This is a genomic window from Paenibacillus sp. FSL P4-0081 (assembly GCF_000758565.1).
In the GTDB taxonomy this organism is placed as follows: Bacteria; Bacillota; Bacilli; order Paenibacillales; family Paenibacillaceae; genus Paenibacillus_AQ; species Paenibacillus_AQ phytohabitans.
The window spans coordinates 5,628,933-5,644,913 of the sequence record NZ_CP009280.1; the positions used below are offsets into that span (position 1 = coordinate 5,628,933).

Genomic DNA, 15,981 nt, shown 5'->3' on the forward strand with positions numbered 1-15,981 from the left:
TGTATTGAGTCGGCGCTGCCGGCGTTTGAACAGCGCCGGGAACAATCCGTTAACCCTTCACGGCGCCGATCAGCATGCCCTTGGTCAGATGCTTCTGCACGAAGGGATAGACCACGATGACCGGCAGGCTTGCCGCCACTACCGAAGCCATCTGCAAGGTCGTTGTCGGCAGTACAATGTCCGCATTATATTCCATTTGCTCGGAGGATAATAACAGACCGCGGATGATGACCTGAAGCGGATTCAAGCCGGGGTCAGTAATATAGTAGACGGCGCTGAAGAAGGTATTCCAGCTGCCTACGACACAGAACAAGCCGATGGTCATCAGTACCGGGATGGAGAGCGGCAGGGCCAGCCGCAGCAGCACTGTAAATTCGCCCGCACCGTCGATCCGTCCCGATTCGAACAGTTCTTCGGGCAGGTTTTCGAAGAACGTTTTGACCACAAGCACATTCCAGGTAGACATCGCCCCGGGAATAATCATCGCCCAGACCGTGTTGAGCAGGCCGGTTCCTTTTACGACCAGGTAGGTCGGGATCAAGCCGCCGCCGAACATCATGGTGAACACGATCAGGAAGATGAAGAAGCTGCGGCCGACCAGATGCTTACGGCTCAAGGTATAGGCCATGAGCACTGTCAGGACCAGATTGATCAGTGTGCTCATTACCGTAACGAAGCTGGTCACGAGGAAGGCGCGGGGAATAGCATCCATTCCAAACAGCGCCTTATAGGCCTCAAAGGTAATCCGGCGGGGAATCAGCACAAAACCGCCGTTGCGCAGCACTTCGCTGTAGGGTGTAATGGATACGGCGAACACATACAGCAGGGGAAAGACGGAAATCACGGCCAGCAATATCAGCAGGATATTAATGAAATAATCGAAATAGCGTTCGTTTCCGCGGCTTACCATAGATTGCCCCCCCATCTCCGGGCCAGCTTATTAGACAGGAAGATAAGCACAAGTCCAATCAAGGATTTGAACAATCCGACCGCTGTCGCCAGGCTGAAATTCAGTTGCTCCAGGCCTACCCGGAATACCCAGGTATCAATAATATCTGCCACCGGCATTACCTGGAGATTGTACATAATGTAAATCTGCTCGAAACCGGCATCCAGTGCAGAGCCGACCTTCAGTACCAGCAGCAGGATAATCACGGAACGTATGCCGGGCAGTGTCACATGCCAGATCCGGCGAAGCCTTCCCGCGCCGTCGATGCGGGCTGCTTCATAAAGCGTAGCATCAATGCTGGACATGGCTGCCAGATAAATGATAGCCCCCCAGCCAAGATCCTTCCAGACATCGGTTCCCACCAGCACACTGCGGAAATACGCTGTCGAGGTCAGAAACGGAATGCCGTTCCCGCCCGCTTCCACCACCCAGCGGTTGACGAGGCCTGAGGTTTCGGACAGAAAGGCAATTGCAATGCCGTAGATAATGACATAGGACAGAAAATGGGGCATATAGCTCAGCGTTTGTACGATCCGGTTCAGCCAAAGGCTGCGGCCTTCATGAATGAGCAGAGCCACGCCGATGGCAGGAATCGTTCCCCAGATTGTTTTATACAGACTGATCAGGAATGTGTTCGTGAGCAATTGACTGAAATAAGGCGATTCGAAAAAAAACTGAAAATGCTTGTACCAGGGGTCTGCCCACGGACTGCGCACAATTCCGCTCAAAATGTCATAATCTTTGAAGGCAATCAGCACTCCGTACATGGGTATATACTTGTAAATAATGTAGTAGGCCACACCGGGAAGCAGCATGAGATACAGGGTACGCATACTCCATATGCGCTTCCACACCTTAGCTCTGTATGCGCTCTTCGGCGTTGCGGCAGTGTTCAGGGGAGCCGGGAAATGCGCCACAAGGAATTCACCTCTTTGCATTGATATCGTTTACAAGATAAGAATAACAAGGGAACCGCGGGGCAGCCATGAACGGATTTAAGGGATTGATAGAACAATATTACTATTCGGATTGAGCCGGTCTGTAGGGGGACATGAAACAGCACTAACCTGCATTACAGTTTCAACTCCAGTCTATATAAGCCGCACTATAGACAACAACCCGACAATTTACCGAATGATCGCTGTAGGACTGGCGGAATACGTCAATTCCATGCGCGTGATTCGTTGCCGGCTGAATGGAGACATCCTAGAAGTACTGAAGACAAAATTGTTGTACGTTTTACAACTTTGATTCACGGATAGCTCAGTGTTCGGGAGGATTGTTGTATAAAATACAAGAATAATCCGGCTAAGCCGTCTGAAATAGGCTAAATGTTGCATTTGATACAACAATATTGGATTTGAATCGATATTAGGGTGAAAATGTTGTATTATGTGCAATATTTCATAAAAAGTCAACCGCTCCTGCCACGGAAAGCGGATGAATGAGGAAATTCCTGAGGTAACAAAGGTAACTACGTAACAAAGTATTATTGCATACAAAAAGGCCCGTAAACTGCGGAAACGCAATTTACGAGCCTTATCACATTAGCTGAATGATCCTGTTAGCGCAGGCGGGCATGCTTGTCTGCATTCCCATACTGTACCTTTACTGTACCTTCGCTGTACCTTCGCTGTACTTTCGCTGTACCTCTACTTTACCTTCACTCTAATTATATTCTATTCTTACATTACCTCTACCCTACCATTTACTCTACTTTTACTGCACCCTCGCCGTACCTTCACTGTATCCATACTGTACCTTCTTTGTACCTTTGCTGTACATCTACTGTACCTTTACTCTACCTTTACTGCACTCTCATTGTACCTTTACCGTACCCTCACTGTTCCTTCGCTGCATCCTTACTGTACCTTCATGTTGTACCTTTACAGCACCTTTGCACTACCGCAAATCCAGCCACTCCAGGGATGCCGCACCAGCCGCCGCGCTGACGGTCAGCTCATGGCTTCCGGCCTCCAGCCGCTGGCCGCTCTGAATCCGCACCGTCTGCCAGTCCTGCCCGAAGTCCGAGGCAGCACCGTGAATTCGGCCGATCTCCTGACCGTCCAGCTTCACCAGCAGCTCACTGTCCGGCCCGCTCATCAGGACCCGCAGCTCCAGAGCCAGCGAATCCTGCCTATCCTCCGAGCCCTGCGTGTCCTGCGACTCCTCCAAGACCCGCGTGTCCTGCGACTCCTGCGTGTCCCCCGGTTCCTCCAAGCTCTGCAACTCTGGCGCATCCTCCGGGTCCCGTGACTCCTGCCGCTCCCGCAAGCCCTCCGTATCCTCCGGGCTCAGCCGCTCCGAATCCCGACCCGAAACCGTAAATTCATACGCCGCCCAATCACCCTCGGCCAGTATGACACATAGCCTCTCCTCAGGCAGCCAGACTTCCCCGCGGCCATGCTGGAAATTGGGTACCATCCGGTCTCCCTCCACGAAGCGGAAGTCCATTCCGTCCTCCTCCCGGAAGCCGATGCCTGCCGCAGCCTGCCTGCCGGGAGCTCTCCCGAAGCTCAGACCGCTCCCCTTGTAGCCATAAAAAATAGCAGGAATCCGCACCGGCAGCCGCCGGAACAGCGAATGGACAACATCTGAATGGTACACACAATGGTCCAGACTCAGGTTGTGCAGATATTCATCCAGAATCGCCTGTGCCTCCACACGCTCCGGCTTCACGCCTCCCTCCAGATAGCTGACCAGCTTGTGCCAGCCTTGCGGAAGAACGATGGAACAGGGGGAATTATCGGTGTCGAGCTTTTTCCAGGTCCAGAAGTTCCAGGAGATGCCGTGATCCTCAAACAGCTGGAATGCACCGGCGTACCAGTCCTTATTGTTCTCCCCGCCCTCGCCCATGAACAGCGGCAGATTTAGCCGCTCTCTTGCGTCCAGATACTTCTGAATACTCTCCGTATCGGGATTGTTCCAGTACTTGTGAAACTGCAGCATTACATTATCATCCGGCAGCTTATTATCCGGCAATCCCTCGAAGATCGACCAGTCCGTCGCCCAGTGCACACCCTCCAGAATTATCATATGCCGGGCATCAACCTCCCGGATAGCCGCGATAATCTCGCGGTACAGCGGCATCACCTGGTCATTGTACTGCGAGAACCAGTCCGGTAGCGGCTCATTCAGCAGGTCATAGCCCGCAACGATCCACTCATCTTTGTACCGCCCGGCGAGCATCCGCCAGATGGCGATGGTCAGCTGCTTGTTGCGTTCATCCGTGAACAACTCCGGCAGATCCTGCGCGGAGTCGTCGATATTCGTTCCGGTCTGGCCGCCGGGTGCTCCATGCAGATCCAGAATGGCGTAGACTCTGTGCTCCCTGCACCAGCCGATAATCTGATCCAGCCGCACCAGATGCTCCTCATGCCAGCCGGACACTCCCTCTTCTTCCCGCAGGATATAGCGGGCGTTAATCGGAATCCGGATCGAGTTGAAGCCTTCTGCGGCAATCCGCGCAATATCCGCTTCGGCCACATAGCGGTCATAATAGGTCTCCCAGAACGCCTCCGCCCTGTCAGCACCAATAAGCGCTATAATCATCGCTTCGATCCGGCGCGGACGGTCTCCCTGTTCCGGGAAACGCCACATGTACCCTTCAGGCAGCAGCCAGCTTCCAAGCCCTACACCGCGCAGCAGCAGCTCGCGCCCTTCCCCGTTTCTTAAGCGGTGTCCGTCTGCATAGAGAAACCCGCTTACTTCATGATCGTCCGGGTGAATCATTTGTATTTCCTCCCTTTACCCTTTGACGGCGCCTTCGGCAATGCCATTCAGAATATATTTTTGCAGCAGCAGATATAGAATTACAACGGGCAGCATCGTCAGCACCAGCGAAGACAGAATCGCCGACCAGTCATTATTGCCATATTGTCCGAACAGCATGTTGGTGGACAGCAGCAGCGTATATTGATCGGCATCCGTGAGCATGAGCAGCGGCAGCAGAAAGTCATTCCACATCCACAGCAGGTTGAGAATCGCCACAGTTGTCGTAATCGGCAGCAGAAGCGGAAAAATAATCGTAGTGAACAGCCTGACCTCCCCGCAGCCGTCGATCACCGCAGCCTCATCCAGATCCCGGGGGACCGATTTGACGAATCCGTGGTACAGGAAGATGGCCATCGACACGCCAAGCCCGATATAGATCAGGCCGAGGCCGACCGTTGTGCCCTGCACCGCCAGCTTCATGGAGATCCGGTTCAGCGAGATCATGATCGAATGGAACGGAATCAGCATCGACAGGACGAACAGGTTGAACAGGAACGTGCTCAGTCTGCCGGGTGTTCTGGACAGCTTATAGCCGGCCATGGACGAGAATAGAATAATGCCGACCAGGCCGGTAGCTGCGACCACCACGGTATTGCCGAGGCTCCGCAGGAAATTTGTTTTCTCAAAAGCATCACTATAGTTGCCGAATTCCAGCTTACTCGGAATAGCCAGAATATTATTCATCATGTCCCCTTCCGTCTTCAGAGAGTTGAGCACCCCCATGTAGACCGGAAAGAGCGTAATTACGGCACCTGCCAGCAGAAAAAGAAATATGATCACCGAAGACACTCTGCGCCGCCCCGCAATACCGGACTTAGATGTTGAATTCAACCGGACGGTACTCATGCCTCCACCTCTCTTCGTTTCATGATGCTCAGCTGTATCAGCGTGATCACCAGGACCACCAGGAACAGGATCATCGCCTTGGCACTGGCGTAGCCGTAACGGCCGCTCATCTTGAACGCTTCCTCAAAAATATTCAGCGCAAGCACCTGCGTCGCTCTTCCCGGCCCGCCCCCGGTGAGCGCGAACACGGCATCAAAGGCCTTGAACGAGCTGTTCAGCGTCACGAAGATACCGATCGTTACAGCCGGATAGACCATAGGCAGCGTAATGCTGCGGAAGGTCTGCCAGCTGTTCGCGCCGTCGATTGCAGCCGCTTCTTTGAGCGCATCCGGCACCCCTTGCAGAGCCGCAATATAGATCACCATCAGGTAACCTACGCCGCCCCACAAGGAGACAATGACAATCGCCAGAAAGGAGTATTTCGGGTCGCCGATCCACGACTGGTCCAGAAAAGCCAGGCCCGCATGCTCAGCGATATAAGGCAGCGCCTTGGTGAAGATGAACAGCCACATGAAGCCGCCGATAATCATGCTGATCATGTTGGGCATGAAGAAGATCGTCCGGAACCAGGCCTTGCTGCGGCGGCGTGATTCGATCAGTACCGCCAGCAGGACGGCCAGCACATTCTGCAGCACGACCATAATCACTACAAATTTCAGGGTAAACCAGACTGAATCAATGAAAAAAGCATCATCCGTCAGCGCTTCGATGTAATTGGCGAATCCCACCAGATGGTAGGCGGGATTCAATCCGTTCCAGTCCGTGAAGCTGTACCATGCCCCGCCGAAGGCGGGAGCAAGCATGAATACGGCGTAGAACAGCAGGGCGGGAAACACGAAGGCCAGCAGAATGAGCGACTGTTTGCTTTTATTGCTTCCACTCATCTCTATCACTCCTATGCTGTTTCTGGGTTTCCTTAGTTACCTGCTTTTACCGCATTGGCCCAAGTCTTGTCGAGCGTCTTAATGAATTCCTCCTGAGTTACACCCTTGGTGTAATAGCTCTGAAGCAGCTTGGCCGTCTCATCGGTTACGCCGTTCGGGAGCGACAGATCCAGATAAGCCTTGCCTTCGGAGACATAAGAGCTGGCCTCGGTCACCCACGGATAGGTATTGTAGGTGTGCTGCTTCGCCACCGGATTAAATTTCAGCTCCTCGAACAGCGCCGAAGAATCCTGGTCATCCAGCACATAATTCACCAGATCCAGCGCCACATCCTTGTTCTTGCTGTTAGGGGATACCGCCAGAGATGTCGAGGTCGCCAGATTAATCTGTGTAGCCGCGGGATCGTTACTGACTGGCAGCGGAGCCACACCAAATTCCATATCAGGATTGGCTTTGAGGATGGATTCCGCCTGCCACGGTCCCTGCACCCACATTGCTGCTTTGCCGTTTGCAAAATCCGTGGACCCTGCCGCACTGCCCACCTCAAACGGTTTATCCGTGCCGTTAGCCATAATCAGATCAATAATGTTGAAAACATCCTTCACATCGGCATAGGAGGCTTCACCTTTGTTCATCTTCTCCACCCAGTCCGGATGCTCGGAGGATACGATGCCTCCAAGAGACAGCGCCATCATCAGCTGCGGAATCCACGATTCCTGGAAGCTCAGCTCGAACGGCTTAATCCCGGCTGCATTCAGCTTGTCAATCGCTGCCTGCATGTCATCCAGTGTCTGCGGCGGCTGAATGCCGAGCTCGCTGAAGATTTGCTTGTTGTACAGATAACCCCAGGACAGGCTCTCCAGCGGCAGGGCTACAACTTTATCATCATAGGTAACGGTCTGCCGGACACTGTCATACAGCTTCGGTACGAAGTCCTGATCCGACAGATCGCTCAGATAGCCGGCCTTGTAATACCTTGGCACATCCGCAATCGCATGGAGGGTGAATACATCCGGCGCATCATTTGAGGCCATCCGGGTCTCCAGAATCTGCTTGGCCTGATCCGGGTTCGGCATCTCCAGCTTGACGGTGACATCAATATTTTTGTCCGCCAGCTCCTTGGCCTTGAATTGCTCGAAATACTTATCGAATTGATCCTTAAAACGCGGGAAGCTCATGAATACCTTCAGCTCCACTTTTTGGGCCGGACCTTCAGTCGCTGCTGCTGCAGCACTTTCCGCCGGCTTGCTGCTTGCGCTCTCACTTGGCGTATTTCCATTTGAACCGGAGCTGCACCCCGATACAATCCCCAGAACAAGCATCAGTGTCATTGCTGTATTAAGCGCTTTCTTCATTTCTGTTACCCCCTTCTGTTATGTCTGCCTCTTTAGTCTAGGGGATATAAGGGGCAGCGTCTTTTGAGGATATTAACATCGGGAGTTGCATTATATTGATACGCTTTCATTTTTATTTATCATCCGCAAAATTCACTTCTCGCTCCGCAGCTCTCCGGGGGTAATGCCGAAGTGCTTCTTGAAGACACGGTAAAAGTATGCCAGATCCTCGTACCCGCAGAGTCCGGCAGCCTCCTTGATCGGCATGTCACGCCCTGCGATCAGCTCTCTGGCCCGCTCCATTCTCAGCCGGGTAATCCGGTCGAGTACCGTATCTCCCGTTGCGGCCTTGAAAGCGCGGCTGAGATGCTCCTTCGTCACCAGGAAATGTGCGGCGATGCCCTCCAGCGATACCTGCTCCAGGTAATGATTCCGGATATAGTCCTCAACCTCCGCCAGATCAAGCTTAACGCGGTTCTTGCGCTGCTCCAGAAGCATGTTGATCAGCTCTGTGAAGTGATCCCCGAGCCCCGCCACCATAGCCTGAACCGACGGCCATGGCTTATCAGGTCTATCGGGCGTATCCGGCGCATCCGCTGCCGTCACACCCCCGTTTGTCTTCGCGGCTTCACCGGCCAGCAGCAGCAGATCACGGGCAGTCCGCTCAATCATTGCTTCCAGCTGATGCTGCGGCACCGAGCGTTCCAGCTCCCGCCCCAGCTTCTCCAGCTCTTCTCTTGCCGCCGGCTTGTTCAGCGCCAGCAGCTGATCATAGATCCGCTGGCGGTAGGCGAGATAACGCTCCATCAGCGGCTGATCCATGAGCATCAGCGGTGAACCGGTTAAGCGCTGCCGTTCCCGCTCCTTCGCGCATTCTGAGAGAACGTTATTCAGCTCTGCCCGGTCCACCGGCTTCAGCAGATATTCAACCGCCTTCGAGCGGATCGCCTGCTTCAGGTAGACGAAGTCATCATATCCGCTCATCACAATAATCTGCACCTCCGGGTACTGATGCTTCAGCCTTTCCAGCAGCTCTACCCCGTCCAGTCCGGGCATCCGCATATCGGTAATTACGAGCCCCGGATGAAGCTTCTCCACCAGCTCGAGTCCTTCGATTCCGTCCTCCGCTTCACCGATTACCTGCATTCCGTGTTCTTCCCAGGCGCCGAGCGACTTCACGACCTGTCTGGACCAGGGCTCATCGTCAATAATCAGAACCTTCAGCATTCCGCTCTCCCCCCTCTGCGGCCGCAGGCCACTGGATCACAACCAGTGTTCCCGCCCCGGCCTTGCTGTATATACGCATTCCATATCTTTCTCCAAATTGCAGCACCAGCCGCGAATGGACGTTGTGCAGGCCGATGCCCTTTCTCCGCCGGGGAAGCTCTCCCGCCCCGGGATCGGCCAGCATCGTGACATTCCCCCGGAGTGCCGCACGGATCTCCTCCAGCCGCTCCGGCGTCATGCCGACGCCTTCGTCCTTAACCATGAATACGGTGCGGCTGCCGACGGTCCGGATCCGGATCAGCAGCCTCCAGTGCCCGCGCTGCGGCTGCAGCCCATGCTCAAAAGCGTTCTCCACCAGCGGCTGCAGCGTGAAGCGCGGCAGCAGACTGGCGCGGGAGAACTCATCCGCCTCAATCACCACGCTGCAGCGTCCCAGGAAGCGGTTCTCCTGAATAAATACATAGTTGCGCACATGCTTAAGCTCTTCCTCCAGCTTCACCAGCCCGCCTTCATTGCTGATCGAATAACGCAGCAGGTCGCCAATTACCCGGGTGATGTTATAAATATCATCGGCATTCCTCGATAAAGCCATCCCCCCGATCAGCTGGAGCGTATTGTTCAGGAAATGCGGATTGATCTGTGCTTGAAGGGCGAGCAGCTGGGCATTCTTGACCTCGATCTCCTGGCGGTATTCCACCTCAATCAGCTCCCGGATCCGCTCCATCATCGAGTTGTAGCCGCGCTCCAGCAGCCCGATCTCATCACGGCTCTGCACCGAGTGCTGTTCGAAGTTGCTGACATGCGCCTTGCGCATCGACACCGCCAGACTGACAATCGGGCGGGTAATGCGCAGCGAGAACAGGATGGACAGCAGAATGGAGGCAATCATGAACAAACCTCCGGTTAGAAAACCGGCAGCAATCGTAGGCCGTGCGCTCTTGGCGACGGTGGACAAGGGAATGGCTTTCACAACGGTAAGCTGGCCGTCGGCCACTTTTTTCATGAAGAAGAAATAGCCGCCTTCCTGCCGGAATTCCAGTTCATGCTCAGAGACGGCAAGGCTCTGCAGCCGCCTGCCGATATCACCGGAGCTCTCGGAAATGCTCGAGCCGGAGAGCAGCTCTCCCTCATCATTCAGCAGGAAGACCGAGCTCTCGTCTTCGGACTGGAGAATATGGCTGACCTCCTCCCATACCTCCCGGTTGATCCGCACGCCGATGCCTCCGAGCAGCCGGTGATCCTCGAACCGGTTAATGCCGTGATAGGCATAGATGCCGATGCCGTTCTGCTTGAAATACATATTGACCGGCCCGTAGGGCAGGCGGCTCCAGGGGCCCTCACCGATATCCAGCGGGGAAACGCTTCCACTATTCACGAAGTCAACGGATATGGCTTTTAATTGGTCATGCATGTACAGTGTCAGCTCATCTACCTTCCGGGAGTTCGTATAGAACTGCGAGGTTATGGCTTCGCGGATATTATTCAGTGAACGGTACTGGACACTAATGTCCGGGCTGTCCATACCCGTTAGCCCCGCCATAAGCTGCGGGTTAATCTGCAGGGTGTAGAACAGGGTATCCAGCTGTTCAATCAGCTCATCCAGATACTGGTCCGCCCACTGCATCCGGGAGTTATTCGCATTGATCATTTCCTTCTCCACGGATTGCCGCGTATTGTACGTGGCAATGGTGGTAACAGTGAGCACCGGCAATGTGGTCAGGCAAATCATGATGACCAGGAGCCGGACCCGGAGACTTGTCCGCTTCATCATAGGCTGATTCCTTTCTGCGAAGCTGGATTGCTTTTACCGTCAAAATATAGCATGCCGGATCAGGCCAGACAATACGGTGCTGAGAATATCGCAAGTTGGCTGTTCTATCTGTTCTTAGGTCCATGCACGCCAAACAGGATGCGCCGCAGCCATGATTCATTCCATTCACGGCTGTATGGGACATCCTGCTCCTGTTGCTTTGTGCGTGCTCCTGCTTATTTTTGCAGCTCCAGATCCTTTTGCTTCAGCAGGTCAGCGTATTCCGCTTTGTACTGTTCCAGCTTCAGTTTCAAGTCAGCGCTGTCCGGACTCGCTTTCAGCAGGCTGCTGGTGGCCAGAATATTATTGACTGCAATATCAATTTTAGCGTCAATGACTTCGATTTTGCTTTTGGTAACGGTTAAGGATGGATCAGGCGTAATCACCGGCACCGGGCGGAGAATAGCATTCTTATCACTTGAGGAAGAAGCGCCTCCGTCTGACTTCTCATCCAGGCTGATCGTTTTGCCCTCTACAGAAACCTTGAACCCGGCTAATTCACCGATTGCGCGTACGGGCGCATAGCTTTTGCCGTCAATTACGATGGCCGGATCGGCCAGCTTCTTGCCATACACCTTCACGGTATACTCCGCCTGAATTGCCTTTCCTACCAGTGTTGCCGAAGCGCCCAGCGCCTGCGCACCCACCATCAGTATCGCCCCGGCAATGAATCCGGCAGCAATCTTTTTCATAAGAAATTCACTCCCCGTCAAAGACTATGACTACTATTCTATCATTTTACAGCGGCCTGTGCCGCCCTTTGGCGCTGATTTCGTGGGATGTGCCTGACCGAAGGAACCTTTTAACCCAAATTTAAACCCGGCGGATACCTGAGTTTAACCTTCAGTCTGTACACTTTAGAGAGGCGAAGGTACGCAGCATGCGGTCTTACTGTGGATATAAATATAGGAGGTACATATGAGAGTATTGGAGATTATTTTGACCGTGTCAGCATTATTATTAATGTTCAGCTTCGTGTCAGGCAAGTTATTTCTCAAGGTAAAATTGGTATTATCTGCTATTAGTATTACATTGTGCGCGGCACAGCTTTGGATCGAAGGGTACCGCTGGCAAATGGCGGGTGTGTATGTAATTGTGCTGCTTGGCATGATCCTCCGCATGGCAGGCATAATCAGAGGCCGCTCGCAGAAGCTGTTATCCGTTGGCCAAAAAACCGGGGAATCTGCATTCCGCTCGCTGAAACGATGCCGTGTAGTTGCAGGTACTGCAACAGGTATACTTATGGTGATCGGCTCGGCAGTACTGTCTTCCACGATTCCTGTTGTGAAGTTCCCCGCTCCGGCAGGGCCATATGCCGTTGGCATCCAGACTCTACATCTCACCGACAGCAGCCGGCCTGAACCTCAGACACCTGACCCCGGGGATTCACGGGAGCTGATGGTTTATGTCTGGTATCCGGCCACTGCAAAGAATGATCGCCAGACCGCACCTTTGCTGCCTGGTGATAGACCAAGCAACCGGAAGCTGACGTCCGCTTTTGCCGGATCATTGGGCATCCCACCATTCTCCCTGGATTATTGGCAGTACATTCATACGAATGCTTATCCTAATGTGGACTGGCTGCGCTCAGAAGGACCTTATCCGCTGATCCTGATCAATCATGGTAACGGCACCTCCAGCCTGCTGCATACCACACTTGCAGAGAACCTGGCATCGAACGGTTATATTGTAGCGGCCGTAGATCATACCTACAATACAGCGGCTACTTTATTTCCAGACGGTACAGTTACCGGGTTCAGCGAGTCTTTAAGCAGTGATCATTTCATAGCAACAGGAACGCAGCTAGGCGACGTATGGAACGACGATAACCGCTTTGTCCTCAGCCAATTGGAGCAGCAATTCGCAGATTACATAGATACTGATCACATTGGGATAGCTGGACACTCCTTCGGTGGAGCTGCTGCGTACGAGGCGATGTTCTCCATTCCTGAGCTTAAAGCGGGAATTGATCTGGATGGAAGTTTGTATACCCTCACAGGTCCGTCCCTGGGTAAACCGTTTTTGTTCATAGAATCGGAGGATTACTATAACCGGAAGAAGCAGATTGCAGATCCGGATATCGATGCCGAGGAAAAAATAATGAATAACGCCAGGCTAAGCGGGGGCGGCAAGCTCTATATCAAAGGCACAGCGCACTTCAACTTTACAGATCTGCAGCTCTATTCAAGCCTGCTGAAGTACACCGGAATGACGGGCAGCATTGACGGCGGGCGAAGCAACGAAATTGTGAATCAGCTTGTGCTGGATTTCTTCAACAGGCATTTGAAGGAAATCCATGAGGATGGAGAGGATGGCGGGACCGCTGCCGGGACGAATGCCGGGACGAATGCCGGGTATGTGGAGGTGGTTAGGCCTTAATCTCCCCTATCAGAATCTAATTCTCCATCCTGAATGCTCCACCTGCCCGGCTTCAAAAAGTCCCCCTGAGAATTCCCCGTTTATGCAGACGGGGAATTCTCAGGGGGACAACACTGAACGCTCTATGCTTAATGTTCGTGTTCATACTCATGCTCATACTCATACCCATACTCATACTTATGTTCATGCTGAATGCTTATGCTCAATACTCATGCTCATGCTCATGTTCATGCTCATGTTCATGCTCACGCTCATGTTCATTCCTCATGTTCCATGCTTCACCTTTCGCGCTTCACATTATACTCCGCGCTTCGCATCCGGAGACGCAGCCCGCTTACAGCCGGGCCGTCACAATCTCACATATCGCCCCATACAGCGCCGGCTCCAGCTCCAGAGAAGTCAGCGCGGCAAGCGTAGCCGCAGGACCTGAGCTCTCCTTCACCAGCTGATAGATTTGTTCCTTATGGTCGAACCGGATCTGTGCACGGTTTAGCAGCGCAAATACCTCTTCCTCCACCCGGTTCACCGCAACCCGCGCCGTAGTGAGCGTTACCGTCAGCTCCTCAGTCACCTCCAGCTCCGGCACAGTCACGGTCAAAGTATGCGAAGCCTCATTATATTTGGTTTCGCCCGCAACCGCTGCTCCTCCAGCCTGGACTGTCACCTCCGTCTCTGCACAGCCCATGAAGACCAGCTTCCAGCTCCGCCGCTCCGGCACCACCGCAGTATTACCTTGCGCAGGCTGAATGGTGAAGACCGCCGACTGTCCGGCTTGTCCCCATGCCAGGGCCATCCCGGTAACACACCAGTTCCCGTCCAGGTCTTCCGCAGTGTCACCTGCGTCCTCCCAGAGCTGGAACTGGCCGTCCGCTCCGGCGAACACCCTTACCTCCAGCTGCTGCGGATTGTCTACCGCTGATGTATGCCCGCTCAGATCGGCCATCGGCACGATGGCCCCCGCCTTCGCCAGCACCGGAATCTGCTCCAGCGTGCGGTACAAGGATAGCCTTCTGCCGCCGTCATAGACTCTTCCGCTGAAGAAGTCGGTCCACAGCCCTTCCGGCAGCCAGGCCTTGAACTCCGCCACGCCTGTCTTGGAATGTACAGGCTGGGTAATCGGGCAAGCGATCAGCTCGGTGCCGAAATAATACTGATTCGGCACCCCGTAAGCTTCCCGCTGCTCTGCGTGATGGTAATACATCGGCTGTACCAGCGGAGACCCTTCCTGGCTGGCATAACGGTTCATCGTATACAGATAAGGCAGCAGGCGGTGCCGCAGACGCAGGGAATCCTTCATAGCCTCCCCGGCAATTCGATTGAACCGCCATGGCTCTTTGCTGTTGAACGGACTGGCTGAGCTGTGCAGCCGCAGCAGCGGGGAGAATACGCCGAACTGCACCCAGCGCAGTGCCAGCTCATCATCCAGATACCCGCCCATATGGCCGCCGATATCATGACTCCACCAGCCATACCCGCTATTCGACGCTGTTGCCGTAAAATACGGCTGGAAGTCCAGCGACTCCCAGGTGATGATCGTGTCGCCGGAGAACCCTACCGGATAACGGTGGCTACCAAGACCTGCATAACGCGAGAAGGTAAGCCGCCTCTTCCCCCGCCGCCCGCTGTCCAGATAATGATAGTGGTTCAGCATCCACAGCGGATCAAGACCCGGAACCTTAGTCATCCCGCCCTGCTGCCAGTCGATCCACCAGAAGTCTACACCCTCTTCCTCCAGGGGATGATGCAGGAACTTGAAGTAAGCCTGCAGGAACTGCGGATCGGTAATATCAAACTCCACTGCCTCCCCTTGCTCCGGGTCCATGCCCAGCTCCGCCGCAATTGCCAGATACGGCTCCTCGAAGGCCCGTACCCCGTCAGCGGGATGGACATTCAGCGTTACGCGCAAGCCCCTGCCATGCAGCCAGTCCAAGAAACGCTGCGGGTCCGGGAACAGCTCCCGGTTCCAGGTGTAGCCGGTCCAGCCGCTGCCGTACTTCGGATCAATATCGACCAGATGCCAGTCCATGTCCATTACAGCCACCGAGAACGGAAGCTGCTCCTGTCCGAAGCGTTGGATCAGCGACATGTATTCTTCCTCTGAATACCGGTAATACCGGCTCCACCAGTTGCCCAGCGCATAGCGGGGCAGCAGCGGAGTGCTGCCGCATAGCCGGTAGAAATCCTTCAGGCACTTCAGGTATTCATGTCCATAGCCGAACAGGTACATATCGATTCCCTCCTGCTCCCGCTGCTGCAACGTCCCGTCTGCTTCCAGGAGCAGAGAACGGCTGTCATCCACCACCGTAACGCCTCCACGCGACAGCAGCCCCGGTTCCAGCGGAATGGCACCGTCAGCATTATCCAGCGTGCGCGCGGTACCGCCGAGATTCTGCACCTCATCCCCATAGTGCCAGACGCTCAGCAAACGTCCGGATTCATTCCTCACCTTCACACTCAGCCCATGCCGGGAGAATGGCGCTTTGTCATAAGTAAGCTGCAGGCGGTCCGTCATAATTTCAAGCCTGATCCCGAGATCGGTCACCCGGAAGTCAGGAACCGGGAACTTACGGTTCATCACCATTTGGGTCGCCCGGTCTTCGAAGCCCCCCTGCGGACTGTATTCCATCCGGATCAGCGCCGGAGTAAGCACCGTGAACCGGTAGCATTCGCCCTGAATGACTGCTCCTGCACTTGCGGCTGGTTCAGATGCGAACCGTAAGTGCTCCGGAAGCGGCAGCAGCTCTTGAGTTGTTGTATTCATCGATAAACCTCATTTCT

The 15,981-nt window shown here is 54.3% G+C and carries 11 protein-coding genes; 1 reads left to right on the forward strand and 10 read right to left on the reverse strand.

The annotated features are described in order from the left end of the window. Positions 1-49: 49 nt before the first annotated feature. From P40081_RS24275 to P40081_RS36600, 9 genes are all read right to left on the reverse strand, one after another. Positions 50-910 carry a carbohydrate ABC transporter permease gene (locus P40081_RS24275; protein WP_042138834.1) on the reverse strand — a complete coding sequence of 287 codons (861 nt, stop codon included), beginning with the start codon at positions 908-910 and terminating at the stop codon, positions 50-52. Next, positions 904-1,782, reverse strand: a complete 879-nt coding sequence (locus P40081_RS24280) for an ABC transporter permease (protein ID WP_083442607.1) — start codon at positions 1,780-1,782, stop codon at positions 904-906. The genes P40081_RS24275 and P40081_RS24280 overlap by 7 nt, the downstream gene beginning before the upstream one ends. A gap of 1,069 nt (positions 1,783-2,851) precedes the next feature. Beyond that, on the reverse strand, positions 2,852-4,681 hold the full coding sequence (locus tag P40081_RS24285; protein WP_052421965.1) for a glycoside hydrolase family 5 protein: 1,830 nt from the start codon (positions 4,679-4,681) through the stop codon (positions 2,852-2,854). A gap of 15 nt (positions 4,682-4,696) precedes the next feature. Then, a complete protein-coding gene (locus tag P40081_RS24290) occupies positions 4,697-5,569 on the reverse strand; it encodes a carbohydrate ABC transporter permease (protein WP_042138836.1) in 873 nt (290 codons plus the stop codon). Then, positions 5,566-6,453, reverse strand: a complete 888-nt coding sequence (locus P40081_RS24295; protein ID WP_042138837.1) for a carbohydrate ABC transporter permease — start codon at positions 6,451-6,453, stop codon at positions 5,566-5,568. Before P40081_RS24295 ends, P40081_RS24290 begins: the two co-directional genes overlap by 4 nt. Before the next feature lie 32 nt (positions 6,454-6,485). Continuing rightward, on the reverse strand, positions 6,486-7,808 hold the full coding sequence (locus P40081_RS24300) for an ABC transporter substrate-binding protein (protein ID WP_042138838.1): 1,323 nt from the start codon (positions 7,806-7,808) through the stop codon (positions 6,486-6,488). Positions 7,809-7,940: 132 nt separating this feature from the next. After that, positions 7,941-9,014, reverse strand: coding sequence for a response regulator transcription factor (locus P40081_RS24305; protein ID WP_042138839.1), 1,074 nt, complete (start codon positions 9,012-9,014; stop codon positions 7,941-7,943). After that, positions 8,992-10,785, reverse strand: a complete 1,794-nt coding sequence (locus P40081_RS36595) for a sensor histidine kinase (protein WP_052421966.1) — start codon at positions 10,783-10,785, stop codon at positions 8,992-8,994. The genes P40081_RS24305 and P40081_RS36595 overlap by 23 nt, the downstream gene beginning before the upstream one ends. A 215-nt stretch (positions 10,786-11,000) precedes the next feature. Continuing rightward, on the reverse strand, positions 11,001-11,516 hold the full coding sequence (locus P40081_RS36600; protein ID WP_052421967.1) for a stalk domain-containing protein: 516 nt from the start codon (positions 11,514-11,516) through the stop codon (positions 11,001-11,003). Between the two features lie 226 nt (positions 11,517-11,742). On the opposite strand from P40081_RS36600, the gene P40081_RS24320 reads away from it, so the two are divergent. Continuing rightward, positions 11,743-13,203, forward strand: a complete 1,461-nt coding sequence (locus P40081_RS24320; RefSeq protein ID WP_052421968.1) for an alpha/beta hydrolase family protein — start codon at positions 11,743-11,745, stop codon at positions 13,201-13,203. 334 nt (positions 13,204-13,537) lie between these two features. On the opposite strand, the gene P40081_RS24325 is transcribed toward P40081_RS24320, so the two are convergent. After that, on the reverse strand, positions 13,538-15,964 hold the full coding sequence (locus P40081_RS24325; protein ID WP_081970076.1) for a glycoside hydrolase family 31 protein: 2,427 nt from the start codon (positions 15,962-15,964) through the stop codon (positions 13,538-13,540). Between the last annotated feature and the right edge of the window lie 17 nt (positions 15,965-15,981).